This is a genomic window from Maritimimonas sp. 2304DJ26-3, from assembly GCF_056591635.1.
Genome location: NZ_JBWQOK010000003.1, coordinates 504,381 through 528,818, shown reverse-complemented (window position 1 = coordinate 528,818; position 24,438 = coordinate 504,381). Strand labels below are relative to the sequence as shown.

The window sequence follows — 24,438 nt, the reverse complement described above, 5'->3', positions numbered from 1 at the left end:
TTAAAAATAATATCGTTTAAACGCTTCAATGGCGGCATAATCTGCTAACCCTAGATTATGATACTTTTTAGCCGTTAATCTATTTCTATCTTCAACTCTTACCCAAAACTCTCTTGAATCATCTCCTTGAAACATTACTCCATCTTTTTGAGATTGATGATAAAATATAGCATTCCTCTTTTTTAGTACTTGATCTGGACTCATAGGTACTGCCATATCGATTTCGTAAGTTTCCCATTCATGCCAAGCACCTCTATATAACCATACCCAACAGTCTTTCATAAAATCTTTTACTTTAAGTTCTTCTAATGAAAGAAAAAGACTGTCTAAGCATACTTTATGAGTACCATGAGGATCTGCTAAATCTCCAGCGGCATAAATTTGATGGGGTTTTATTTTCTCAATAATTGAGCGCATGATAACAATGTCGTCATCAGACAATTTATTTTTTTTAATAGTACCTGTTTCATAAAAAGGTAAATTTAAAAAATGTACATTTTCATCTGGCAATCCTAGGTAACGTGTAGCTGCTAAAGACTCGCTTCGACGTATTAAACCTTTTAATTTTCGGACTTCGATTATATCGACACTATTTTTCTTTTTTGATCTTATACTCTCAATGATTTTTTCTGTTGATTCACAGTTTTCTTTCTTAACCAAGCTAGACACCTCAGCAAATTTTAATGCTTCCTCGTCTGAAACAGCAATATTTCCAGATGTTTGATAGACAATATGCACGTCATGCCCTTGCTCTACCAAACGATCAAAAGTCCCCCCCATAGATATTACATCATCATCTGGGTGCGGACTAAAAATGATAACTTTTTTCTTTGCTGGAATTGCTCTTTCTGGTCTTTTTTCATCGCTAGCATTAGGCTTCCCTCCTGGCCATCCTGTTATTGTATGCTGCAAGTAATTAAACATTTTTATATTAAGGTCGTAAGCAGTTCCTTCTTCTGTTAACAAACTAGACATCCCATTATCATTATAGTCTTTATCTGTTAATTTTAATATCGATTTACTCAACTTTTCACTTAGGTCTACAACAGCTCTTTTCTTCAACTCTTCTGTCCAAAAACATGAAGAAACCAACCAAGGTGTTTTAACTCTTGTTAACTCTGAAGAGGCTTCATTATCTAAAATGAAAGTTGTGTTTTGATGCGTTTGTAAATAAGTAGCTGGTACTTCAGAAGACATTTCGCCCTCTATGGTCTCTTTTATTATTTTTGCTTTATTTATACCCCATGCTAGTAGAACAATTCTTTTAGCTTTTCTAATAGTGCCTATACCCATGGTAATTGCCCTTCGAGGTACATTATCTATTCCTAAAAACGCAGTTGAAGCATCTGCTCTTGTCATATGATCTAAGGTAATACTTCTAGTTCCAGAGTTTAAATGTGAACCTGGCTCATTAAAACCGATGTGCCCAGTTCTACCAATACCCAAAAGCTGAAAATCTAGTCCACCTGCTTCTTTAATTTGCATTTCATAATCTATACAATATTGGTAAACATCATCATTGGATATTGTACCATCTGGAATATGTATATTTTCATGTAGAATATCAATATGATCAAACAAATGCTCATACATAAAGTAATGGTAACTCTGAATATTTTGTTGACCCATTGGGTAATACTCATCTAGATTAAAAGTTATTACATTAGCAAAACTTAAACCCTCTTCTTTATGCATTCTAACTAGTTCTTCATAAACCTTTATAGGTGAAGATCCTGTTGCTAAGCCTAAAACACAATTTTCATTCTTGGCGTCCTTATTTTTTATTAGATCGGCAATCTCTTTGGCAACTATATATGAAGCTTCATTAGATTTCTCAAAAACGACATTATGAATTTTTTCAAATCTTGTTTCCTCAAATGTGCCTGCTGGGCTATACGCTATTTTTTTTTCATCAAATGCAATAGTATTCATTCAATAGTTGTTTTAATTTTAGCTAAATTAATTGGTAGTTTTAATGTTTTCAATTTATTTCGACCAACAGCATTATTCTTTCTCTAAAAAACCAATTACATTTTAATTGTTCTAAATAAACTGTATTTAAAAATTATTTCAAAAAACGGGGAGTATCAATGAACTCCCCGTTTTTAAACTAATTCAAATATTACAAAACATATAAATATTCATTCTAATAACACTCTCAATATTAAAAGTTTGATTCTCCAGTATCCCACCATAAACGTGTACCTCCATTGTCTGGTCCACTTAGTAAAGTTACTGCATTGGCAACACCATCTGGATTCGTAGCCAATTCATTATCTACAAATGGAATTCTTCTAATCTGAATATTGGTATCTATAGTACCTCCACTTTGATTACTAACTACTGGGAAAATTTTAGGATATCCTGTACGTCTATACTCACTCCATGCTTCTTGACCTTCTGGAAACATAGCAATCCATTTTTGTGTAATAATTTTTTCAAGTCTTTCTTCGTCAGTAGTAGCGCCACTCCATGCAATTGTAATATCACTCATTGCAGCTATATTATTTGCTGAATTAAATGTGTCTACATAGTCATTAAAAGTTGAAGTGTTATCGGCTATATAAGCTGCTGCACCACTCGCACCATGTTGATCAAAAGATTTCATAATTCCTTCTTCATAATTGCTTTGTGCATCACCTGCGCCAGCCCAACCTCTTAAAGCAGCTTCTGCCTTTAAAAAGCTAACCTCAGCTGCTGTCATTAATTGAACTTTAGAAGTATGTATACCATCATTAAGAGCAGAATAATTAATATAATCTGCTTTTTGCGCTAACTCATCAGCATAACCTGGTAATAAAGGTAAACCACCTCTTACTCCTTTTAAATCTCCGGTGGCAACAGAAGGATCAAAGTATGCACTGCCCCTAGGGTCATTATAACCAACTAAGATAGATTCCATAGAAGCATTCATTCTAATATCTCCCCAAGAATTATCTATTGTTTGTAAAGGATGATCTAAACTACTATTAACAAAAAAGCCATCACTGTTTGCTTCCATCACTCCTAAAGATTGTGACAATGCCTTTTCGCCTTCTGTTTTAGCTTTTGCAGGATCTACCTTAGAAATTCTGATAGCCAAACGTAATCTTAGTGAATTTGCCAATTTAACCCACTGTGTATAATTTCCACCATAAGATAAATCAAATGCCTGAAATTGAACTCCATCAATATCCCCCATTAAAGTGTTTACTGCTGTATCTAAATCTGCAAAAAAGGCATTATACACTTCTTGTTGTGAATCATAAGTACTTGTTGTCGCTGATTGGCCAAATTGTGTATATACAATAGGACCAAAAACATCAGAAACTCTATGCATTGCTGACACTTTTAATATCAATGCAACAGCATTTAATGAAGGTACTTCAGTATCCGTAAGTTCATTTATAGCACTAATATTATTCATTACATTAGAATATGGCACTGACCATATAAATCCATTCCAACCACCAACTAAAGAATAAGTAGTATTATTTGCTCCAGCAATAAATGGTCTAGGGTTCGTTTGATAACCAGAATACACATCAGCATTTAAATTTTGCTGTAATTGATATGACCATGCTGGTGCATATTGATAAATACTTTCAAAAATTGGCTTATATAAAGATCCAACATTTTGAAAATCTGCCAATAATTGTTCATCAGTAATCGTTCTCGGATCTTGATCAATGTCAAATCCTTCTTCACAAGATGTGCTTAACATTATTAAGAATAATGTAGCAATAAATGAAGGCAGTAATTTTTTATAAATTCTTTTCATGATTTATATACTTAAATTTTAAAAAGTTAAATTAACATTAAGACCTATACTTCTTGTTGAAGGCAAGCCCAATACATCTACTCCCTGTAAGGCACCTGCTGTACTTAAAGAAATATTAGGGTCATGTGGCGCATCTTTATAGAAAAAGAATAAATTACTCCCTACTAAAGAAGCTTTAATTCTTTTAAAGAATGAGTTTTCTGATAAGTTAAAATTATACCCTAAAGCAAATTCAGCCAAACGCACATTTGTAGCACTATAAACGTACTCACCAGAAAAGCCATTTCTACCTCCAGCAAGTCCATAATATTGTTGAGCAGGAACTGAAGATGGATTACCATTCAGGTCAACTACATCAATAGTTCCATTTGTAGTTTCTCTTGCAGAATTATTACTCAAACCTTCAACAATGGCTTCTGTAAGCGCTACAGTTTCACCACCGAATTTGCCATCTACTAAGAAATCCAATGTAAAATTTCCTAATTCAAATGAGTTATTCCAACCCAACGTAAAATCAGGGTTAGCATTTCCAACTTTTTCAAGACCATCTATTACATTATCAGGATTTTCATCATTGATAATTAAAGCACCATTATCTAATACAGGTGTACCATTAGCATCTCTTTTCACTACTTGAGCATAGATATCACCAAAAGAACCTCCTTCAACCAAATAAGAAGCAAATGTATTCACGCCTTTAGCGGATAATACTGAAAACTCTATTTGTACATTATCATTAGGATTACTAAGCTCTTTTATTTCATTATCATTAGCTGCAAAATTTACTGTAGTAGTCCACTTAAATTTATCTGTTTGTAACGGTATAGCAAATACAGTACCTTCAAAACCTTGGTTGACAATATCGCCAGAATTTACACCACGTCTAACAGCACCTGAACCAGCAGAAACTTCAACATTAAAATATTGATCAATTGTACTCGTACGATAATAGCCTAGTTCAATACCTAAACGATTATCCTTAAATCTCCATTCAGTACCAAACTCAAAGGAACTCTGCTGTTCTGGTCTTACATCTTCTGGATTTAAAGGTCTTATGTTACTCAAACCACTTACACCTCCGCCTCCAAAAGTAATATTTCTACTAGGAAACAATGTGTTAGCAGGCACATCATTACCCACTTCAGCATAAGAGGCTCTAAATTTAGCGTAAGATATTTTATCTCCTAAGTTAAATAAGTCACTTAATATTGTTGTTACACCTATTGAAGGATAAAAATATGAGTTATTATTATCTGGTAGAGCCGATGACCAATCATTTCTAGCAGTAAGATCAATAAAAATATTATCGTTAAATCCAATGGTTGTACTAGCAAATAAAGAATTTGTACGTTTATCTAGTGAAACTTGAGTAAAATTTACTTGTGGGTTTCCTTGAAAATTTTGAAATGAAAACACATTTGCAAATTGCAAACCGCCATTCGTTCCTGAATCACCAATAAAACGCTCCGATGTAGTTCTTGTTGTAATTGCTCCTACATTAGCTATTAATGATATCTTACCATCATTAAACGTTTTGTTAATATTCGCCATTATATCGCCATACAATTGAGTAACATCAAAATTATTGACAATATATCTACCATTTAATGGCGCCAAAGTTGCTTCAGTCGAAGCATATATTTCTCTTTCAAAACTTAATTGAGACTCATCATATGTTCCTCTAGTCTGAAGAGATAACCAATCATTCACCTTATAATTAAGGTGCAAAGAAGTTAATAATTTCTTATTAGTATCCTCACTTACATTTCTATTTAATATCCAAAAAGGATTTTGCTCAATATCTGATGTTCCTCTAAACCAACGTTGTACATTAAGAAGTCTATCTTCATTAAATTCTTCAAAATTCTCATAATCAGCTAATCTCCCTGCCGATGTATCAAATCCGTAAACTCCAACAAGAGGGTTAAAATATAACCCTGAAATTGGTCTGTTATCGATCTTTTGAGAAGAAGCTAGTACACTTCCATTCACTGATAATCTATCGTTGAATAGTTGAGCAGTCTCTCTAAAATTAATTGTATGTTGATTAACTTTGTTTGTTGGTAAAATACCTGAACTAAAGCCATTTGTATAAGAAAAATGTGTTTGAGCTTTTTCTGTTCCTCCTGATATTGAAACCGAATTTATATTGGTAATACCATTATCGAAAAAATCATCAACATTAGATTGAGCTTCATCATTAAAATCCACCAACGCATCATCTAAAACACTATCAACAGTTAAATTTGTAGATGCTGTAACTTTAAAAGATCCTGATTTTCCTTTTTTAGTAGTAATAAGTATAACACCGTTTAGACCTGAGCTACCATATAAAGCTGACGCGGAGGCTCCTTTTAAAACCGTTAAAGATTCTATATCTTCTGGGTTTATCAAAGACAGTGCATCGCCTCCATCTCTATTTCCACCATTAATATCTCCAAAAGTATCTGTTGGTTGACTAGATGTAGGGTTTGACAAAGGAATACCGTCTACCACGTACAATGGTTGATTCCCTCTCAATGAATTATTACCTCTTAATGTAACTTTAACAGACCCTCCCAAACCAGACGCACTTCTATTGATTGACACACCGGCAACTTTACCCGATAAACTGTTAATCGGATTTGTTTGCTTAACTCGACTTAGTTCGTCTGCTTTAATATCTTGGGCAGAATACGTTAATGATTTTCTAGATTTTTGAATACCAAGAGCTGTTACGATCACCTCGTCTAAAGAAGCTGCATCTTCTTCTAGAGCTACATTAATAGTATTAGATTCACCTACTGTTACCGAAACCGTTTTCATTCCTAAAAATGAAAAATTCAGCACTTCTCCTACAGATGCGTTGATGCTATAATTACCATCAAAGTCTGTTTGTGTACCTCTGTTTGTACCTTGTACCACTACACTAACACCAGGTAATGGTGCCCCATCTGATTGCGAAGTGACTGTACCAGAAACACTTTTCTCTTGTGCCATAAGATTTATTGATAGCACCAATGAAAAAATTGCAAATAATAGTATCTTAATTTTTCTCATAAATAAATTAGTTAATTAGTTAAATCACGCCTAAAAGTATATCTCATCTAGATACAATTAAAAATTTAATATGCAAACAACACTAAATTCCCCATGAATGACATTTTATATCGTAGTAACTACTTATCCTTTAAATAATAATCTTAAATACTATCTTTACTCCCAAGTATTTGACTAATTAAATTTACATTGAACACAATTTTTAAAATGAAAAATCAAACTATACCTATTAAATATCACATTATATTCTGGGTCAGTTATTTTATATTCAATGTGATCAGATGGGGAAGTTATTATCAAGATTACTGGTATTCATTAAAATCAAATCTAGTTACTTTTACTATGAGTATGATTTTGGTCTATGTAAACATTTATTTTTTATTCCCAAAATTCATTAGTAAAAAGAAATATATAAGCTATTTAATTAATTTTGTTATAGTTTTATCTATATTTTATATCATTAGAACTGAGCTTATATATCATTTAATAAATCAAAATGTATGGCCAGAATCTGAAACTCCTCAAAAGGCATATTCTTTTAATCATATTGTTGCTGTATTATTAATTGGTATATATGATGTTGCGGTAGTAACAACAATAAAAATAACTGCTGATTGGATTTTAGGCAGAAAAAGAATTGAGCAATTGCAAAAAGCACAAACACGCTCAGAATTAAATTTTTTAAAGACTCAGATTCAACCTCACTTTTTCTTTAATACTTTAAATAATTTATACGCCCTTACCATTAAAAAATCTGATATTGCTCCTGAGGTAATTTTGAAATTATCAGAAATAATGCAATATGTGCTATATGATGCAAAAGATTCTTCAATAAAACTATCTAAAGAAATAAATTATATACATAGCTATCTTGAATTAGAAAAACTTAGATATGGTGATTCAATAAAATCTAATTTACAGATTAACGGTAATATTGATGATATTAAAGTACCCCCTTTACTTTTTTTACCTTTTATAGAGAATTGTTTTAAACATGGCGCAAAGAATAATAATGATATATTTGTTGATATAAATTTTGAGAAAAAAGATAACAAACTCCTATTCATTGTCGAAAATAATTTTAATACCCAAAATGAAGTATTAACTAAGCATGGTATAGGTATAGAAAATGTAAAACGAAGATTATCGCTATTATACAATAACAATTTTAGCCTTAGAACTAATATCTTTGGCGATAAATATCTTGTGGAGTTAAGTATTCCTATTTAATGAAAATAAACAGCATAATAATAGATGACGAACCTCTAGCACGAGAAGTACTAAAAAATTATCTGAATGAATTTCATAATTTTAGTTTAATTGCTTCTTTTAGTAATCCTATTGAATCAATTGAAACTTTAAAACAAGAAGATATTGATGTGATATTTTTAGATATAAATATGTCTAAAATGAATGGATTAGAATTTGTTAAAACTCTCGAAATTAAACCCAATATTATTATTACGACTGCTTATAGAGAATATGCTGTTGAGAGTTATGAATTAGATGTTTTAGATTATTTAGTAAAGCCAATACCTTTCAATCGATTTCTAAAATCTATTAATAAAATTACCCAACAGGTATATCTAGATAAAGGAAATAAAAACATTGAAGTATCAAATGAAGATTCTTATTTCTTTCTAAAAGTGGATAAAAAATTGATTAAGATTGTCTATAATGATATTTTCTATATAGAAAGCCTTAAAGATTATATTAAGGTCTTCGCACTAACTGGAAGTTATCTTGCTCATAAATCATTAACCAGTATTACCGAAGAATTACCAAATGACCGCTTTTTAAGAGTGCATAGGTCTTATACAATTGCGATAGACAAAATTACTAGTGTTGAAGGAAATTCTGTTGAAATAAATTCTAAGCGAATTCCTATAGGTAGAAAATACTTGAATCAAGCGAAACGAATTATTTTAAATACAAATCATTAACTGTCCTTTTCATTTCTATAAAATTTAGGTCCATTTCATTTACAAACTTAAATTGATTTTTTACTCTTATTAAATTGTGTAATTTATATTTAATTTTATAATAAAAATCATTATTTAAAAATCAGTTAACATTTTTAAAGTCATAATAAAAGTAATAATTTCTCAACTAAATAAGTTTATTTTTTTATACCCAAATATCATACATTAGACGTCTAAAAATTGTCGATCGTAGAAATAATTTATTTAACACTAAATAATTTTACTACATTACAAAACCTTAAATCTATTTCATGGTATCATTAAGTACTTTAGATTATATACTTATCATTTCATTTTTCGCAATAACTCTGTTCATAGGAATATGGGTTTCTAAAAAGTCAGGTAAAAATTCTTCAGAATTTTTCCTTTCTGGTCGAAGTATGCCATGGTGGTTGCTAGGCGTATCAATGGTGGCGACTACCTTTTCTACAGACACTCCAAATTTTGTTACAAACCTTGTAAGAGAGAACGGTGTATCTGGTAATTGGGAATGGTGGGCTTTTTTAATTACAGCATTACTAACGGTTTTTGTATATGCAAAATTATGGCGTAAGTCAAATGTAACTACAGATATAGAATTTTATGAAATCCGTTATGGAGGTAAGCCTGCGCGTTTTTTAAGAGGGTTTCGTTCAATTTATCTAGGTGTCATCTTTAATGTTATAGCCATGTCTGGAGTGACTTTGGCTGCAATCAAAATTGGTAGTATTATGTTAGGGTTAGAGCCATGGCAAACCGTAGTTAGTGCCGGATTAATTACAGTTACATTTAGCGCGCTAGGTGGTTTTAAAGGGGTAATATATACTGATTTTTTATTATTCTTTGTAGCAATGGGTGGCGCAATTGGAGCAGCATATTTTTGTGTCAATCTACCAGAAGTTGGTGGGGTGCAAAATTTAATTACTCATCCAAATGTGGTAGATAAGATCAATATATTTCCAGATTTTAATAATAAAGAAATGCTTATAACTTTAATCATTATACCACTTGCTGTTCAATGGTGGAGTTCTTGGTTTCCTGGAGCAGAGCCAGGTGGAGGAGGATATATTGCGCAGCGTATGCTCGCTGCGAAAGATGAAAATCATGCTATTGGCGCAACTTTCTTTTTCAACGTTATGCATTACGCATTACGTCCTTGGCCTTGGATATTAGTGGCTTTGGCATCATTAGTTGTCTTTCCAGATATTACTAGTATACAAGAAGCTTTTCCAAATATAACAGATGACAAATTAGGACATGATTTGGCCTATTCTGCCATGCTCACGAAGTTACCCAGTGGACTTTTAGGCCTAGTGCTTGCATCTTTGGTAGCCGCTTATATGAGTACTATTTCTACACATCTAAATTGGGGTTCGTCTTATATAGTAAATGATTTTTATAAGCAACAGATTAAACCAGATGCATCAGAAAAACGTTTAGTAGCTATTGGACGATTAGCAACTGTGGTACTTATGGTTTTAAGTGCATTTCTAGCCTTATTCTTACAAGATGCCTTACAGTTATTTAAATTCATCATTATGTTTGGTGCTGGTACAGGTTTAATTTTTATTTTACGTTGGTTTTGGTGGCGTATTAATGCTTGGAGTGAAATTTCTGCAATGTTTGTCTCTGGAATTGTATCAATTATTTTTGGTTTTACTCCAATAGGAGAATGGTTATTCACACATAATAATGAACTAGGAATAGAAATTATAGGGATGCTTCCTTCTTATACTAAATTTCCAATGGTAGTTTTAATTACAACTATTGTCTGGTTAACTGTAACTTATATGACAAAGCCTGAAAAAGATCAAACACTATTTGACTTTTATAAAAAAATTCAACCAGGCGGCCCAGGATGGAAAAAAACTATTTCTGATGCTAAAAATGCTAATCAAGAAATTGTTACAGATACCAAGCCTTGGAGTGTTCCTTCTGGTATTTTAGCTATGATTTTAGCTATGATTTTAATTTACAGTTCTATGTTTGCCACAGGGTATTGGATTTATGGGGATTATAATTATGCTATTGCCTTAACTGTGGTAGCTATAATTTCTGGTTTTTTACTATCAAGAATGTGGAATAAGATAAAAGCTACCATTTTCGAATAGAAATGAAGCAGCGTGTAGAGTCAGTAGACATATTAAGAGGTTTAACTATCGCTGCTATGATTCTTGTAAATACTCCTGGAACTTGGAATCATGTATACGCTCCTTTTCTACATGCGGAATGGCATGGGTTAACACCAACAGACCTTATTTTTCCTTTTTTTATTTTTATTATTGGTATCTCCATTTCCTATTCATACAAAAATAAGACTCTCGATAAAAAAACATTTGAAAAGATTACTATTCGAAGTTTAAAATTAGTAGGATTGGGATTCCTTTTAAATTGGTTTCTACCCTATTTTCCATTCTTTTCAAATTTAGAAACTGTTCGCATTCCTGGAGTTCTTCAAAGAATAGGGATTGTCTTTTTCATTTCTGCAATTTTATTTCTACAGTATAATTGGAAGATATTACTCATAATATCGGTTTCTATATTGGTTTTATATTGGTTATTTTTAGGGTATATTCCTTTTCCTAACCCCGAAGGAATAATACCAACTTTTGAAAGAGCTTCAAATAATTGGGTGTTATATATAGATTCAAAAATTTTAGGTCCCCATATGTGGAAAACTGACTACGACCCAGAGGGTCTCATGAGTACTTTTCCAACGATTGCTACATCAATTTTCGGAATTTTAATTGGAAAGTTATTGGCATCAAGTAAAAAGAGAAAAGAATTAACTCTATTGTATTTATCACTAGTTTTTCTTGCCTTAGGTTACATGTGGGCAATTGAATTTCCAATTAACAAAGCCATATGGAGTAGTAGCTTTGTTTTAGTTGCTACTGGTTGGGCATTATCAATTTTAACTTTAGTCTATTATATAACAGATATTAAAAAGATAAAATTTGGAGGTATTTTTAAGCAAGTTGGCATGAATGCAATTACTATTTACTTTTTATCTAGCTTTATTGCTAAGGTATTTTATTTAATAAAGGTAAATTCAAACGAGACTGTTCATTCTTGGTTGTATAATAGCTTTTTTAATTTTTCGTTTTTTGATGCAAAATTGTCCTCGCTTTTATATGCCATTACTGTGACCTTATTTTACTTATTCTTAGGATATTTTCTATATAAACGAAACATTTTTATTAAAGTTTAATTATTTCTAAAATGATAACTATTACAAAAACACAAAAAGAATTTTTTAGAAATGAGGGTTATCTCATAGTTGAAAACTTAATTGATAAGAATGAAATGAATTATTATAAGAAAGTCTATAATGACTTTTTAAATAATATTATTGATGCTTCGTGGTATCGTTCTGATTTGTCCGGAAATAATTCTGGAGATAAAATTGAAAAAATCACACAAATAATGGTTCCGAGTAAGGTTTTACCTGAACTATTGCTTAAACCAATTCATCAACGTAGCTTGAATATAGCTAAGGCATTATTAGGGAATGATATTGAACTAGATTTTGATATGCTTATAAATAAAGCTCCACAGACTAACAGCCCAACACCTTGGCATCAAGATGCTGCTTATTGGATAAACATGCCAGATAAAAGAGCTCTTAGTTGTTGGACGGCAATAGATAATACTTTTAAAGATAATGGTTGCATGTGGTACACTCCAAAATCGCACTTACAAGAAACCCTACCTCATAAACAAGTTGGTGATAAAGGTGCCTTAGAATGTATTGGAAATGAAAACAATTCAGTGTGTGTGGAGTTAGCAGCTGGGTCTTGCGTCATTCATCATGGAAATACGCTTCATTATAGTAGAGGAAATAGTACAGACTCTCATAGAAGGGCACTAATAACCAATTATCGCCCAAAAACAATGATAGAATTAGAACGTTCTAAAGGATATGATCATACAGGAGATCGAGACATAAAATTATAAATGCAATTGTGAAAAAAATCAGTTGGGGAATCATAGGTTGCGGTAAAGTTACCGAAGTTAAAAGCGGTCCAGCGTATCAACAAATTGATGGTTTTGAAATTGAGGCAGTAATGAGAAGAAACTTAGAGCTGGCTAAAGATTATGCGCAGAGACACAAAGTAAAAGCTTACTATAATGACGCTGAAGATTTAATAAATAACCCTAATATAAATGCTATCTATATAGCTACTCCTCCAGATAGCCATTATCACTATGCAATCAAAATAGCAAATGCAAATAAAATCTGCTGTATTGAAAAACCTATGGCTCCCAGTTATGAAGAGTGTAAAGCTATTTGTAATGCTTTTAATAAAAAACAACTTCCACTATTTGTTGCATATTACAGACGCTCTTTACCTAGATTTAATAAAATTAAATCGCTTTTAGAGGAAGCTAAAATTGGAGAACTAAGGCATGTTCATTGGTCATTGTATTCGAAGCCTTTTTCGTTAGATTTTTCATCTAATTATAATTGGAGAACCGACCCAAACATAGCTCTTGGTGGCTATTTTGATGATCTAGCTAGTCATGGGCTAGATCTATTCACCTACTTATTAGGTTCAATTAAAGAAGCTAAAGGAAGTAGTGTAAATCAACAGGGATTATATAAAGCAAGTGACTCAATTTCAGCATCATGGTTACATGAAAATAATGTAACAGGCTCTGGTTATTGGAATTTTGGTGCTGCAACCAATAAAGATTTTGTTGAAATAATTGGTAATAAAGGTGCATTAGAATTTTCTGTTTTTGATGAAAAGCCGATAGAAATAAAAATCGCAGATAAATCAGATTTTATTCATATTGACAATCCAAAACATATTCAATACTATCATATATTAAATATGAAAAAACATTTAGGCGGTATGATACAACACCCTTCAACAGGAGAAACTGCAATGCATACTGCATGGGTAATGGATAAAATTTTAAGTTAAATACAGTGTGATTTATCTAAAATTAATCAAAAATAAAAAACCGACCAAATCATTTTATTTGATGGGTTTTGTGCCGTTTTAGCGGAGAAAGAGGGATCAGAACTTTATCTGTATTTATATGATTTATAAGTGATTAAAAGATATAAACTCTCCTACTCACCGAATTACCCACTTTTTAATTGATTCAAATTGCATTGATGTAATACATCGTTTCATATATAACTACTTAAGGGTTATAACCTAAAAGGACTTTTTGAATATAAATCACCTGTTTTAAAAACTTGAATTCTATTTGAGTTGATCTATGGTAATTGTTGCCATTATTGTTGCTTGTTATTTTTTAATTCAGATTCAATATTTATCCAATTTACCTTCCACCTTTTTTCTGGGTGTTCGGCAGCTGTGAAAAAGAGGAAATTATTATCAGGTGTTATATAGGGGTTTCCTTGCCCAAAATTATTTATTTTATCACTCAATTTCTTTGTATCACTCCATGCGCCATTTCCGTCATTATAACTTATCATTAAGTCGAGCTGATTTCCAATTGAAGCAAAAATTATATAATCTTCTTTCGGTGAAATGTATGGAGTACATTTACCAGCTTCGGAAGGCATTGAAATTGAAGCTTTTTCTGCGTCATGGAATATACCATTTTCTTGTTTCGAATAATAAATATCCATTTCACTATAGTCCAAATTACTTACATGGAAATATAAGTTTCCAGAATTTGCAACCGTGGGATGAGAGACTAATTTATCTCTTAGGTTAGTAATATCTATAAACCTAGGACTATTCCAGCTTCCTTCAACTTTGTCGGACTTCCAAATATGCCAAGTTGGTGAAACTCCATCGATATCAACAGGTCTTGTCGAACTGAAGTAGATCGAACTTCCAGCAGGGGAAAAGCTCATCCCGTGGTCGCTATAATCACTATTAAAAAAAGCTTTTTCAGGTTTAGACCATGTCCCATTTTCTTTTTTGATCATAAAAACATCAAATTGCTCAAAGTTCATATCTGAAATCGTATGGTAATATTCTTCTAAGTTTGGAGATAAGATTCCTTTATGAATCAATTTATTGGGAGGAACTAAATCTTTCATAAATTCAATTGGCATTTCATTTGGAATTTCATCCACTAAAAACTTCATTTCACTACTTACCTTTTCTTCTTTGCAACTCATAAGGCAAAGTGATAAAAAAATAATAACTGTGATTTTCTTCATTTATTTAATTATTCTAATGTCAAGTATACACTTAAATTTAGCCCTATTGAGTTATTGTAAATATATGAATTACTTGATTCATCTTTATATATTCGATAACGGTAAAATGATATATATAATGTTAAGTGCTGTTTGTATTAATTTTTTAATATCCAAAAAAGAATAGCAAAATGGAGGCGCCAATTATCATCGATGTGAATTGTTTTTACAAGAAGCAATTAATTATAATTTTGATTCAACTCCTATTTTTCTGAACTAATTATTAATACCGGTGGTCTATCAAAGTGCTCAATAAATTCTGGCTTTTTACTCAAACATTTAATTGATGGTTCTGGTTCTTCAACAGACTTAATATTAAACCCTGACTTGATAAGTAACTTTATAATTGTGCTTGTCTTACGATGATATTTCACGACATCCTTAACAAACCAGTCCTGTTTTCTAATTCCTTCATTACCATATCCTGAAACTGGCCAGATTCTTCCGTATTTTGTGTCAATCCAGTTTTTGAGAAGAGCTGTACAAATAGGGTGCTCTAGAGAAAATATGAACTGTCCATCAGGTTTTAAACCATGGTAAACCTTTTTGAAGATTTGGAATAAACCTTTCACATAGTGCAACGTCATTGAACTGACTACCAAATCAAACTTTTCATTTTCGATAATATACTCCTCTATTGGTTCGCAGATAAGATCAATGTTTTCAGAGTCTATTTGACTATTTGCATATTCGAGCATTTTACTAGAAATGTCCACTCCCACAACCTCTTTAGCACCGAGATTCGCGAACCTTTGAACTTGCTGCCCTAATCCACAGCCAATATCAAGGATAACAGAATTTTCTAATTTTTTAATTGAACCCATTAAGTAAGGCAATTCAATACAATTATTTATCCCGTTATTATTAGCTCTAAATTCTAAATAACTATTGAAAAATTTATCTTGGTTATAAATATTCTGCTTCATTCATTTGCCTCAATCATGGAGGTTAAATTTTTATGCACAAAGGCTATCTTTTCTATATAAAACCTTATACTCTCTATTTAACTATAATGTTTTTTATTTCAGTTTTTTTTAGTTAGTTATTGAAATATTCTTATATAATCTACCACCATTGCGCTTTCAACGAATTTTGAGTCAATGTCTGACTCTATTGCAACATTCATTAAAATATATTGCTCAGAATCATAGGGCCAAGTGTCTGTATTTCTGACAGATGGATTATAGGTATAATGCACTACATCATCAACGCTAAAAACAATTTTCTCTTTTGACCATTCTACGCAATACGTATGAAATTGCTCGGTTACATTGATCACTTTTTGACCACCTAAATTAACTACCTCATATCCCGAACTTGACCCATTATGTAATGCACTTGATATGTAATCTTGATTCTTTCCCCAGTGTTCTATTATGTCTATCTCTCCACATTTCGGCCATTTTATTGTCCCAAAACCTTTATTGTCCCAATATGCACCATCTTCATCAATATTTTTACTAAGCATCCAAATTGCTGGCCAGGTACCCTTTCCTTTTGGCAATTTAGCACGAACTTCAACACGTCCATATTTGAAAGCATATTTCGAATTTAATCTTGCAGAAGTGTATTGCTTAACTTCGCCCTGATCACTAAATTCTTCTTTTTTAGCAACTAGGTTTAAGCAGCCATCCTTTAAATATGAATTTGTTATTCGATCAGTATAATGCTGAACTAAACCACCCCACCAACTACCTCCTGGTGGAAGTTGAGTTTGGTGAAACCACTTATTTGAATTGATATGGCCTTCACCATCGAATTCGTCAGACCATACCAATTTTTTAAATTGAGATTTTGAAAATAATCGATTACTCAACTGAAAATTAGTCCTATTTGCACCTATATCTACATATTTATATAGTAGGTAAGTAGCCGAAATCATATTTTTAGAACCAAAATAAGTCACGTATATATTTATAACGACCATCGCTATTATAAAAAAAAATATAACTCTCTTTGTATTACTCATATTTATTTTCTTTTAATCATGTGTTACCGTTTCGAGATAAATTAAACCAAATTATATTGCTATCGATAAAAGAAAAGTATTATTCAATTACCTCTTAATTTTCGAATACAAAAATCGAATATCAAATGCTTATGGAAAACAAACTTTAGATTAGAAATTAGCCTATACTTTAGATTGGTAGTAAATATTAATCAAGGAATCCGGCACTTATTATCCCCCTTTTCAGGGCAATATCTACGGCCTGAGTTCTTGTCTTTGCGTGGAGCTTGGACAGGATAGAAGTAATATGGAATTTAACGGTGCTTTGGGAGATATAAAGTTTTTCTGCAATCAGAGCATTGGTATGACCCCTTTTAACAAGAGTCAAGACTTCAAGCTCTCTTCGTGTCAAGGGCGAAGTTGGGTATCGAAATTCCTTTTCATTTTTTTTGTAGTCTGAACGATCAAAAGTTTCAGTGAGTATTAATTCAACCTGCTCTCTTAGCTCTTCAGTCTCCTTGAGAGCTTTGTTAATAGTAATAATTAATTTTGTTTGATTATTTCTATGCACGTGCGTTTTAGATTCGTTAAGCACCTCCAACAATGCTTCCATACGCATTTCTAATACTCGCTTTAACACACTTTGAATTGTTTTGTTAGACCCGACTTGATCGTTTAAATGAGTTTCTTGCAAACGGGTTCTGTTAATCACAATGCCAATTAATTCGCTGAGTGTATTAAGAACCGATAGTTTCTCATTATTTAACTGCTGTTTCTCTTTACTCAAAAGGTTGATCAAACCAACCTTCTGGCCATTCGTAATGATAGGAATTGTAGCATGAAACTTTAGATCTTTTGTGCCAGACGTAATGTCCTTTAATCTAGAACATATAATCTCGCTTACATTAGCAGCTTCCTCCATATTGTCAGATAGATATCGATCAATACAATAGCACCATCCTGAGAGGCGTTCCGGTTTGTCTCTTAATGCAGGTGGTAAATTAAAAGACGCTGCTAAATATACCGACTTCATGTCCTTTTCAGCCAACCATATCCAGCCAGTTTCCAAGTCGAGCAATTCAACGGTCTTTTCGAGGGATTTATGTAAAGCGGCCGAAAGAGAAAATTCCCTGTTTAGTTCTCGAGCTATTTTATAGAAATTAAAAAAGAAATCCTTTTTATTCATGTATTTAATTTAAATCATTTCCTTTTTTTTTAGAAGTATTAATACTAACTAAAGCCGAAATCATTTCTGTAATTGTCAATATACCATAAAATTTTGGTTTGGTTGGTCCATGCATAACGCTTCATTACCCTTTAGCAACTTGAACCTTTTGAGAAAAATTTAATGGATTAAGTGCACTTTATTTTTGACTTTTAAGACTTAATTTATCGTTTTGTTTCGGACCAAATACAAGATCTATATCTCTTCATTAGTGTTTCAATCCAAATGTAATACTGAAGCTTCTTCTTCCAACAGCGGGCCCACAACTTCAATTTTCCTACCTCCCTTTTCAAATAGTTCTCTTGTAGGCATTTCAAAAACCCAGTTGGGGTTATCTCTCCCAACAATTTTGTAATATTCTGTTTTACTTAATCCATAAACAAGTTTACTTATACCGCTCCAATAAATGGCAGAAGTACACATTGGACATGGTTCATCACTCGTATAGATTGAACACTCATTGAGAAATGAATAATCATATCTTTTGCAAGCCTCTCTTATTAAATTAATTTCTGCGTGCGCGAGACAATCTTTATCTGTATTAATAGTATTCTCACCTTTCAGAATAACTTGCCCCTGTTTATTCACCAGAATACATCCAAAGGGTAAATTGCCGTTTTCCTTTGATTCTTTTGCCATTTTAATTGCCATTCGGATATATTTTTCTTCATTCTTCATACTTATAAGTTCTTTAGTATTCTTATTTTTCTCACCACAAGAAAGAAATGTAGTAAGAAGAATAATTGTTATAGAAAGTTTCATTTTTACCTTACTTTAAAATATTCATTTTATTATTTACGTCTCTATTTGCTTTTTAAGTTTATTTCTGTTTTGCCAATTTGCTTTATCAAATCACCCATATAAATTTGATTTCTATTATGTATCTCGTCAATGAAAACTTGTTCAAATTCAATTATTCCTAATTGATTCTCAAAATATTCATAATTCCATTCGGGTGGTGAAAAAATGATAATATTTAAAGTTATATAATCTTGAATTTTCTTTACTAATTCCTTTAACGGTGGGTTTTTGGTAACTAGGTCACCTTGGTTTTCTTGCTTATGTGAAGACCAAAAAGGAATGTCATAGATAACAATATCGGCCTTTATATGTTTCAATATGTCATCATCAAACACATCTCCCTGTATAAGTTCAGCATTATTGATGAAGCCAGCTTCTTCCAAATTGGTTTTGCATGTTTTTAAAATATCCTTGTCAATGTCAATACCAATTACTTTTTTAAAACTTGGTGCTAGATATTCAAGTGTAACTCCTATGCTACAGCAAAACTCTGCTAAAATGAGATCTGAATTTCCAATCCTTGATCCCAAATATTTAGCATTTGATGGGTAATTCGAAATATATAAAGAGAATCTATCTCCTTTGATATCCTTACGATATGCTCTACGCTCTATAATATCTAGTGAATTCATTTTCATTTTCTATTCATTATTACGGCTTATTGACCTTACTAATCATCATTCCATGCAACCGAACAAATCTTCCATTTATTGTTTACTTTAATGAACTGAACAGTCTTTACTCCTTTTCTTTCAAAATACACATTGTTCCGTTTACCAGATTTTTTATACAGACTTAGCCTATGAGCGATATTTCTGAATATTTCTGTCTTGTGTGAGATTTCATGTTCACTAAAATCAGTAAGTATTCCTTCGGTCAATAATTTCTCTCTTGGTACGATGAAGGTTTCTAAGTTAAATATCTCAGTACTTCCATCGGTATTTCTAACTATAACACCTTTAGCTATGAACAAGTCTTTTATCCTATTCAACTCAGGTACCCTTGCATCGGTATTATCAAATAAACCATAAAACGCTGACATTAGTTTTCCGATTTCAATTTCATCCTCGGCATTATCGGATGGAGAAAATACAAGAACGCTATCCTCATCCAACAATTCTAATGTCCTTTCAAAGGAAAGTCCAATTTTATTTAATAGTTTAATGGAAGCAATATTGTTGCAATCAGTAATCGCTATTATTTTATCCAGATTTAAGTTATTCTTAGCGTAATGCATTGTAGCATTCGCTATTTCAAATCCGTATCCTAGATTCAAATAATCAGGAAGTATGGCAAATCCAATATCTATATCTTCTAATGTTTCTCGATTTACTAATCCACACATACCTATTGGAACATCAGAATCTTTCAGTTCAACCAACCAAAGACCATATCCGTTTTTTTTGTAACTATTTATTGGTCCCTCAATTAAATAGTTTAAGGCGTCCTTTTCTGTCCTAATATTTTTATCTCCAATGAATTCTAACCAGTTTGGGGAATTCAACAGTCTTAAAATAAACTTAGAATCATGAATATTAAATTCACGGAGTCTAAGCCTTTGAGTTTCTAGTATTTTCCCTTTTTTCAATTCGTATTTATTCATCTGACTGATGATTTTCCTTTGATAGAGTTAGTATTCGAAATATTATTATTTAGGTTATAAAGTTTAACTGCAGTGTAGAAAATCCAACCAAAATAGATGAAGAACACTATTCTTTGTCCAAGTGCGGGAATATTTGGGAAAATGAATGCCCAGGCTCCAAAAACAATGGTTAGATAGGTTAAAATCAATGTCGGCTTTTTGGCGCTTTTCCAATAATAGGTTTTAATCATAAGTTTTGGATAAGAGAAAGCTCCAGCTAAAAAAAAGATATAACTCCCAAAACTGCCTATTGAATGTAAAATCATTGTTATTGATTTCGGATTGTCAAAATCTCCAGGGAATATTCCCGACAATGACATAAAAAATCCACTTAAAAAAATTCCATAGAGAGGCCATTTACTGGATTCTTTAGTTGCAATATTGTTATAAAGACCAATGCTATAAATTGCTATTAATATTCCTGTAAGTATGTATCCAAAAAAATTCCAAATCCATTTTCTAGGTGCATCTACAGAACCAAGTTCGCTTATAGCTTTAGTGTACATAGAATATTCTGGTCGAATAAATGACATCATGATGTATGTAGAACAAAAAAGTATTGGTATTGCGATTCCTATTTTACTATAGTTTTTTGAAGACATTCATTTTTTTTATTTAAGAAGGTGTTTCTTTTTAGTGTGGCACAAATCGCAAATAGTGAATCCTTGACACATTATTTAGCGATATTTTATTATTGTTTTGGCCTTAATTTTTCTATAATTTCCGTGCTCACCCAATAAATATTTGATAGACCAGGTTCACTATCTCTTTCATCTCTACCAAAAAACAAATACCTGCCATCAGGGCTGACACTTGGTGTTTTTTCTGAAAAATTACTATTTACTGTAGTTCCAAGGTTCATAGGTTTTGACCATGTTCCGTCTTGATTCCTAAAGTAGACATAAATATCATTATCCCTTCTATTTTCATCTTTATTGTTCTTTGCAGTCACCAATAAATAATCATCTTTTGGCGAAATAAAAGCATGATGCCCAAAATCAATTTCCACTTCCTGTGGTTCAATAAATTTACCGTTATCATTAGAGGCATGATAGGTTTTAAATTTTGATAAATTGAAATAATAGAGCCCACCATCTATCGCATGATTTGGAAAAAACACTTTATCCTGATTCAAAGGAGAATCCAGTTGAATAGCATCACTCCAAGAATTCTCTAAGCGGTTCACGTACCATATCCGTTCATCTAAAAAAATAGAGTCAAACGCGGTAAAATAAATCCTTTTACCATTAGGACTTACAAAGGGGTGCGTTTCTTCTATTTTATTTCCTTTGGTAAAATTTGCTCTTTTTATTGGAGTCCAATTACCATTGACAATTTTCGAAAAATAGATTTGAGATGCCTCACCCTCATATTTAGAATCAAAATAGAGTTCTTTTAAGTCTGGAGAAAATGAAATAGTGCTTTCAAATCTCCCATTGATCGAGACTACATCTTGAGCGAAAACTTTTGGTATTGAACCAGGTGGTTTTTGAGCAAAATATAGCGTTTCCATAGTTGAAGAATCTCCCTCTGTTGTCTTTGATTTTTCAATTTTACAAGCACTGAATTGCGCTATGCATATCAGTGCTAAGAATTTAATTATGTGAATTTTCATGTTGGATTTGTTTTTAATTACTGACAACAATTATTTCATTGGAAGGGCTCTATTAACCTTTTTAAGCAAATTCCAAATAAATTTGGCAGAATAGCAATTGTTACAATTTGTTTAATTTTTCTGTAAAATTCCCATAATAAGCTTAAATATGAAATAGACGATAGTATAGAATGATACCTATCCTTAAGTATAGTACTACTCGTTCTTAAGTACTTACTATTTAAAATACATTGAATCTTGGCGAATTAGGTGACCTATTGAAAACTTAAAAAAGGTCACCTTTTTGTTTCATATCATTTGTGTATAAATGAAACTAATTAAAATGAGAAACCCACCAAATCCTATTATTTGATGGGTTTTGTTGCTATTTGATAGCATTTTCAGCGGAGAAAGAGGGATCAGAACCTTGTCTGTAACTTATTGATTAATATACTATTACAAATACCCTACTTTCCTACTCACCGAATTACTCACCTCTTTCAAACTTTATTCATATCAAATAATATCTACTTAAAATCTTCCATCTTAAATAAAAGCTTGTCCTACACTTCTTATTTATTTCATTTTATAGATTGGTATAATTTATAGTTATTTAACTATCCCATCGACCTAACAGAAGCCTAAATTTGAGTTTTATAAACCAATCTATATTTTATGGACATAGCCAGTGACAATTTTACATCAAAAAAAGTAGATAATTATTTCATTTTGAATCACAATAAATTAACCTTGCCTCTAAGTTTTCGATTTCACAAAAATCCTTTAAAGAAGCATCTTTTTCTAACAATTTTATTGGGCATGTTCACTACAATTCTTAATGCCCAGAGTAGCTCAGGTGATGACAAAGAAATAATTACCCAAACTACTCTTAATTACATTTCCAATTTTTTTCTAAATGATTGGAAAGCCATGGAGAAAAGCTTCCATTCTAAAATGGCTAAGCGCGGAATTAACAATGATCTATCCTATCAAGAAATATCCTCGCAATATTTAAAGGAAATGATGAACAGAAAAAGGATTCTTAAACTAGAAAAACAAGAAAATACGATTGAAGTTCTGTATTTATCAAAAAATACGGCAAGCATCTTGTTAAATACAGGGTATCCCACATTAAAATGGAAAGAGCATATCCATTTAGCAAAAGAAAATAATCAATGGAAAATTATAAATATACTTTGGGACTATGACAAAAATTAAGACATGGCAACTACTGATTTTTTTATTATTAAGTACTTCTTGTTTTTCTCAAAAAGTACCAGAAATAGAAAGTAAACTTAAAAAATTGTATACCCAAAATTCTTTTTCGGGAATAGTGCATGTTCAAAAAGGTAATGATACTTTATATTGTGAATCATTCGGTTACAAGAATTTTGAAGAAAAATCTTCAATCAACAAGAAAACGAAATTTAATCTAGGGTCTATAACAAAGATTTTTACCGTTGTAGCTGCAATTAAATTGCTAAATAAACACAATTTAAATATTAATGACCCAATAGTAAATCAGTTACCACAAGAATTAAGAGGAATTGGATTAGAGATTATAACTTACAAGGAACTAATGACACATACTTCAGGTTTGGGAAACTACTTGTCGAATCCCAGCTATTATAATGACCGAGAGAATTTCAGAGTAACCAAGGATTTTTTAAAAAAGGAATTATTTGAGCTTTCAGCTAAGCCTGGAGATTTTTTTCAATATAGTAATACTGGGGTTTTATTATTGGGACTTCTACTTGAGCAATTAGAAGATAAGAATTATTATTCAATTGTACAAAAATATGTATTCGATGTTGCTAAAATGAAAAATTCTGGTTTTTATGAAACCGATGAGGTTGTTGATAATAGGGCTATTGGGTATTTTAAGAATGAGAATAAAATATTAAGCAATTTTTTCGAACATAGTGTAAAGGGAACTCCAGCAGGCGGATCTTACAGTACCATAAATGATATGCTCAATTTCTATAGGTACCTAAATAATGGTACTCTACTTTCTGGAAAGTTATTACAATTAGTCTTAACGCCTCAAGTAAAAAATCCTCGAAGTATTAGAAATAGCAGTTTTGTAGGGTTAATTTTTTCAATAGATACCATTGACAAAAATTTTGGGCATTCAGGTGGTTCAACAGGCATTAGTTGTTACTCGAGATATTTCCCTAAGAAAGATATTACCATTTTAATATTACAAAATTTCGAATCATCCAGAGCTACAAGACGTGTAGTTGAAAATATTCTAAAACCATGGGAGTAATTAGAC

Annotated in this window: 20 protein-coding genes; 8 read left to right on the top strand and 12 right to left on the bottom strand. The window is 31.7% G+C overall.

Annotated features, from left to right (window positions below; all coding sequences use genetic code 11):
• The 3 genes from nagB to AC1EUV_RS11105 form a co-directional block, all read right to left on the bottom strand.
• Positions 1–1,932 (bottom strand): glucosamine-6-phosphate deaminase, encoded by a 1,932-nt coding sequence (gene nagB, locus AC1EUV_RS11115; RefSeq protein WP_480198780.1) that lies wholly within the window; start codon positions 1,930–1,932, stop codon positions 1–3.
• A gap of 232 nt (positions 1,933–2,164) precedes the next feature.
• Positions 2,165–3,760, bottom strand: a complete 1,596-nt coding sequence (locus AC1EUV_RS11110; protein WP_480198779.1) for a RagB/SusD family nutrient uptake outer membrane protein — start codon at positions 3,758–3,760, stop codon at positions 2,165–2,167.
• Positions 3,761–3,778: 18 nt separating this feature from the next.
• Positions 3,779–6,799, bottom strand: coding sequence for a carboxypeptidase-like regulatory domain-containing protein (locus AC1EUV_RS11105; protein ID WP_480198778.1), 3,021 nt, complete (start codon positions 6,797–6,799; stop codon positions 3,779–3,781).
• A 207-nt stretch (positions 6,800–7,006) separates the two neighbouring features.
• Between AC1EUV_RS11105 and AC1EUV_RS11100 the strand changes: the two genes are divergently transcribed.
• From AC1EUV_RS11100 to AC1EUV_RS11075, 6 genes are all read left to right on the top strand, one after another.
• Complete coding sequence (locus AC1EUV_RS11100; protein WP_480198777.1) at positions 7,007–8,029, top strand: sensor histidine kinase; 1,023 nt, start codon at positions 7,007–7,009, stop codon at positions 8,027–8,029.
• Positions 8,029–8,742, top strand: coding sequence for a LytR/AlgR family response regulator transcription factor (locus AC1EUV_RS11095; RefSeq protein WP_480198776.1), 714 nt, complete (start codon positions 8,029–8,031; stop codon positions 8,740–8,742). Before AC1EUV_RS11100 ends, AC1EUV_RS11095 begins: the two co-directional genes overlap by 1 nt.
• Before the next feature lie 290 nt (positions 8,743–9,032).
• Complete coding sequence (locus tag AC1EUV_RS11090) at positions 9,033–10,871, top strand: sodium:solute symporter family protein (RefSeq protein WP_480198775.1); 1,839 nt, start codon at positions 9,033–9,035, stop codon at positions 10,869–10,871.
• Positions 10,872–10,873: 2 nt separating this feature from the next.
• Positions 10,874–11,971 carry an acyltransferase family protein gene (locus tag AC1EUV_RS11085; protein WP_480198774.1) on the top strand — a complete coding sequence of 366 codons (1,098 nt, stop codon included), beginning with the start codon at positions 10,874–10,876 and terminating at the stop codon, positions 11,969–11,971.
• Between the two features lie 11 nt (positions 11,972–11,982).
• On the top strand, positions 11,983–12,717 hold the full coding sequence (locus AC1EUV_RS11080; RefSeq protein ID WP_480198773.1) for a phytanoyl-CoA dioxygenase family protein: 735 nt from the start codon (positions 11,983–11,985) through the stop codon (positions 12,715–12,717).
• A gap of 8 nt (positions 12,718–12,725) precedes the next feature.
• Positions 12,726–13,691 (top strand): Gfo/Idh/MocA family protein, encoded by a 966-nt coding sequence (locus AC1EUV_RS11075; RefSeq protein WP_480198772.1) that lies wholly within the window; start codon positions 12,726–12,728, stop codon positions 13,689–13,691.
• A gap of 320 nt (positions 13,692–14,011) precedes the next feature.
• Here the strand turns inward: AC1EUV_RS11075 and AC1EUV_RS11070 are convergent, their stop codons facing one another.
• From AC1EUV_RS11070 to AC1EUV_RS11030, 9 genes are all read right to left on the bottom strand, one after another.
• Positions 14,012–14,872, bottom strand: coding sequence for a TolB-like translocation protein (locus AC1EUV_RS11070; protein ID WP_480198771.1), 861 nt, complete (start codon positions 14,870–14,872; stop codon positions 14,012–14,014).
• A 284-nt stretch (positions 14,873–15,156) separates the two neighbouring features.
• Positions 15,157–15,879 (bottom strand): class I SAM-dependent methyltransferase, encoded by a 723-nt coding sequence (locus AC1EUV_RS11065; RefSeq protein ID WP_480198770.1) that lies wholly within the window; start codon positions 15,877–15,879, stop codon positions 15,157–15,159.
• A gap of 116 nt (positions 15,880–15,995) precedes the next feature.
• Positions 15,996–16,922: a glycoside hydrolase family 16 protein gene (locus AC1EUV_RS11060; protein WP_480198769.1), complete on the bottom strand. Its 927-nt coding sequence runs from the start codon at positions 16,920–16,922 to the stop codon at positions 15,996–15,998.
• Between the two features lie 187 nt (positions 16,923–17,109).
• Positions 17,110–18,087 carry a LuxR C-terminal-related transcriptional regulator gene (locus tag AC1EUV_RS11055; protein ID WP_480198768.1) on the bottom strand — a complete coding sequence of 326 codons (978 nt, stop codon included), beginning with the start codon at positions 18,085–18,087 and terminating at the stop codon, positions 17,110–17,112.
• Positions 18,088–18,342: 255 nt separating this feature from the next.
• On the bottom strand, positions 18,343–18,888 hold the full coding sequence (locus AC1EUV_RS11050; RefSeq protein WP_480198767.1) for a nucleoside deaminase: 546 nt from the start codon (positions 18,886–18,888) through the stop codon (positions 18,343–18,345).
• A gap of 41 nt (positions 18,889–18,929) precedes the next feature.
• Complete coding sequence (locus AC1EUV_RS11045; RefSeq protein ID WP_480198766.1) at positions 18,930–19,559, bottom strand: methyltransferase domain-containing protein; 630 nt, start codon at positions 19,557–19,559, stop codon at positions 18,930–18,932.
• A 38-nt stretch (positions 19,560–19,597) separates the two neighbouring features.
• Positions 19,598–20,530 (bottom strand): GNAT family N-acetyltransferase, encoded by a 933-nt coding sequence (locus AC1EUV_RS11040; protein ID WP_480198765.1) that lies wholly within the window; start codon positions 20,528–20,530, stop codon positions 19,598–19,600.
• Complete coding sequence (locus tag AC1EUV_RS11035; RefSeq protein ID WP_480198764.1) at positions 20,527–21,171, bottom strand: DUF998 domain-containing protein; 645 nt, start codon at positions 21,169–21,171, stop codon at positions 20,527–20,529. Before AC1EUV_RS11035 ends, AC1EUV_RS11040 begins: the two co-directional genes overlap by 4 nt.
• Positions 21,172–21,260: 89 nt before the next feature.
• On the bottom strand, positions 21,261–22,184 hold the full coding sequence (locus AC1EUV_RS11030; protein ID WP_480198763.1) for a TolB family protein: 924 nt from the start codon (positions 22,182–22,184) through the stop codon (positions 21,261–21,263).
• Between the two features lie 654 nt (positions 22,185–22,838).
• Between AC1EUV_RS11030 and AC1EUV_RS11025 the strand changes: the two genes are divergently transcribed.
• Both AC1EUV_RS11025 and AC1EUV_RS11020 read left to right on the top strand, forming a co-directional pair.
• A complete protein-coding gene (locus AC1EUV_RS11025; protein ID WP_480198762.1) occupies positions 22,839–23,381 on the top strand; it encodes a nuclear transport factor 2 family protein in 543 nt (180 codons plus the stop codon).
• Positions 23,368–24,432, top strand: a complete 1,065-nt coding sequence (locus tag AC1EUV_RS11020) for a serine hydrolase domain-containing protein (RefSeq protein ID WP_480198761.1) — start codon at positions 23,368–23,370, stop codon at positions 24,430–24,432. The genes AC1EUV_RS11025 and AC1EUV_RS11020 overlap by 14 nt, the downstream gene beginning before the upstream one ends.
• Positions 24,433–24,438: the final 6 nt, after the last annotated feature.

Excerpts from the sequence above, each read along its gene's own strand:
- nagB (WP_480198780.1), bottom strand. The coding sequence starts at position 1,932 with ATGAATACTATTGCATTTGATGAAAAAAAAATAGCGTATAGCCCAGCA.
- AC1EUV_RS11110 (WP_480198779.1), bottom strand. The coding sequence starts at position 3,760 with ATGAAAAGAATTTATAAAAAATTACTGCCTTCATTTATTGCTACATTA.
- AC1EUV_RS11105 (WP_480198778.1), bottom strand. The coding sequence starts at position 6,799 with ATGAGAAAAATTAAGATACTATTATTTGCAATTTTTTCATTGGTGCTA.
- AC1EUV_RS11100 (WP_480198777.1), top strand. The coding sequence starts at position 7,007 with ATGAAAAATCAAACTATACCTATTAAATATCACATTATATTCTGGGTC.
- AC1EUV_RS11095 (WP_480198776.1), top strand. The coding sequence starts at position 8,029 with ATGAAAATAAACAGCATAATAATAGATGACGAACCTCTAGCACGAGAA.
- AC1EUV_RS11090 (WP_480198775.1), top strand. The coding sequence starts at position 9,033 with ATGGTATCATTAAGTACTTTAGATTATATACTTATCATTTCATTTTTC.
- AC1EUV_RS11085 (WP_480198774.1), top strand. The coding sequence starts at position 10,874 with ATGAAGCAGCGTGTAGAGTCAGTAGACATATTAAGAGGTTTAACTATC.
- AC1EUV_RS11080 (WP_480198773.1), top strand. The coding sequence starts at position 11,983 with ATGATAACTATTACAAAAACACAAAAAGAATTTTTTAGAAATGAGGGT.
- AC1EUV_RS11070 (WP_480198771.1), bottom strand. The coding sequence starts at position 14,872 with ATGAGTTGCAAAGAAGAAAAGGTAAGTAGTGAAATGAAGTTTTTAGTG.
- AC1EUV_RS11065 (WP_480198770.1), bottom strand. The coding sequence starts at position 15,879 with ATGAAGCAGAATATTTATAACCAAGATAAATTTTTCAATAGTTATTTA.
- AC1EUV_RS11060 (WP_480198769.1), bottom strand. The coding sequence starts at position 16,922 with ATGAGTAATACAAAGAGAGTTATATTTTTTTTTATAATAGCGATGGTC.
- AC1EUV_RS11055 (WP_480198768.1), bottom strand. The coding sequence starts at position 18,087 with ATGAATAAAAAGGATTTCTTTTTTAATTTCTATAAAATAGCTCGAGAA.
- AC1EUV_RS11050 (WP_480198767.1), bottom strand. The coding sequence starts at position 18,888 with ATGAAACTTTCTATAACAATTATTCTTCTTACTACATTTCTTTCTTGT.
- AC1EUV_RS11045 (WP_480198766.1), bottom strand. The coding sequence starts at position 19,559 with ATGAATTCACTAGATATTATAGAGCGTAGAGCATATCGTAAGGATATC.
- AC1EUV_RS11040 (WP_480198765.1), bottom strand. The coding sequence starts at position 20,530 with ATGAATAAATACGAATTGAAAAAAGGGAAAATACTAGAAACTCAAAGG.
- AC1EUV_RS11035 (WP_480198764.1), bottom strand. The coding sequence starts at position 21,171 with ATGTCTTCAAAAAACTATAGTAAAATAGGAATCGCAATACCAATACTT.
- AC1EUV_RS11030 (WP_480198763.1), bottom strand. The coding sequence starts at position 22,184 with ATGAAAATTCACATAATTAAATTCTTAGCACTGATATGCATAGCGCAA.
- AC1EUV_RS11025 (WP_480198762.1), top strand. The coding sequence starts at position 22,839 with ATGGACATAGCCAGTGACAATTTTACATCAAAAAAAGTAGATAATTAT.
- AC1EUV_RS11020 (WP_480198761.1), top strand. The coding sequence starts at position 23,368 with ATGACAAAAATTAAGACATGGCAACTACTGATTTTTTTATTATTAAGT.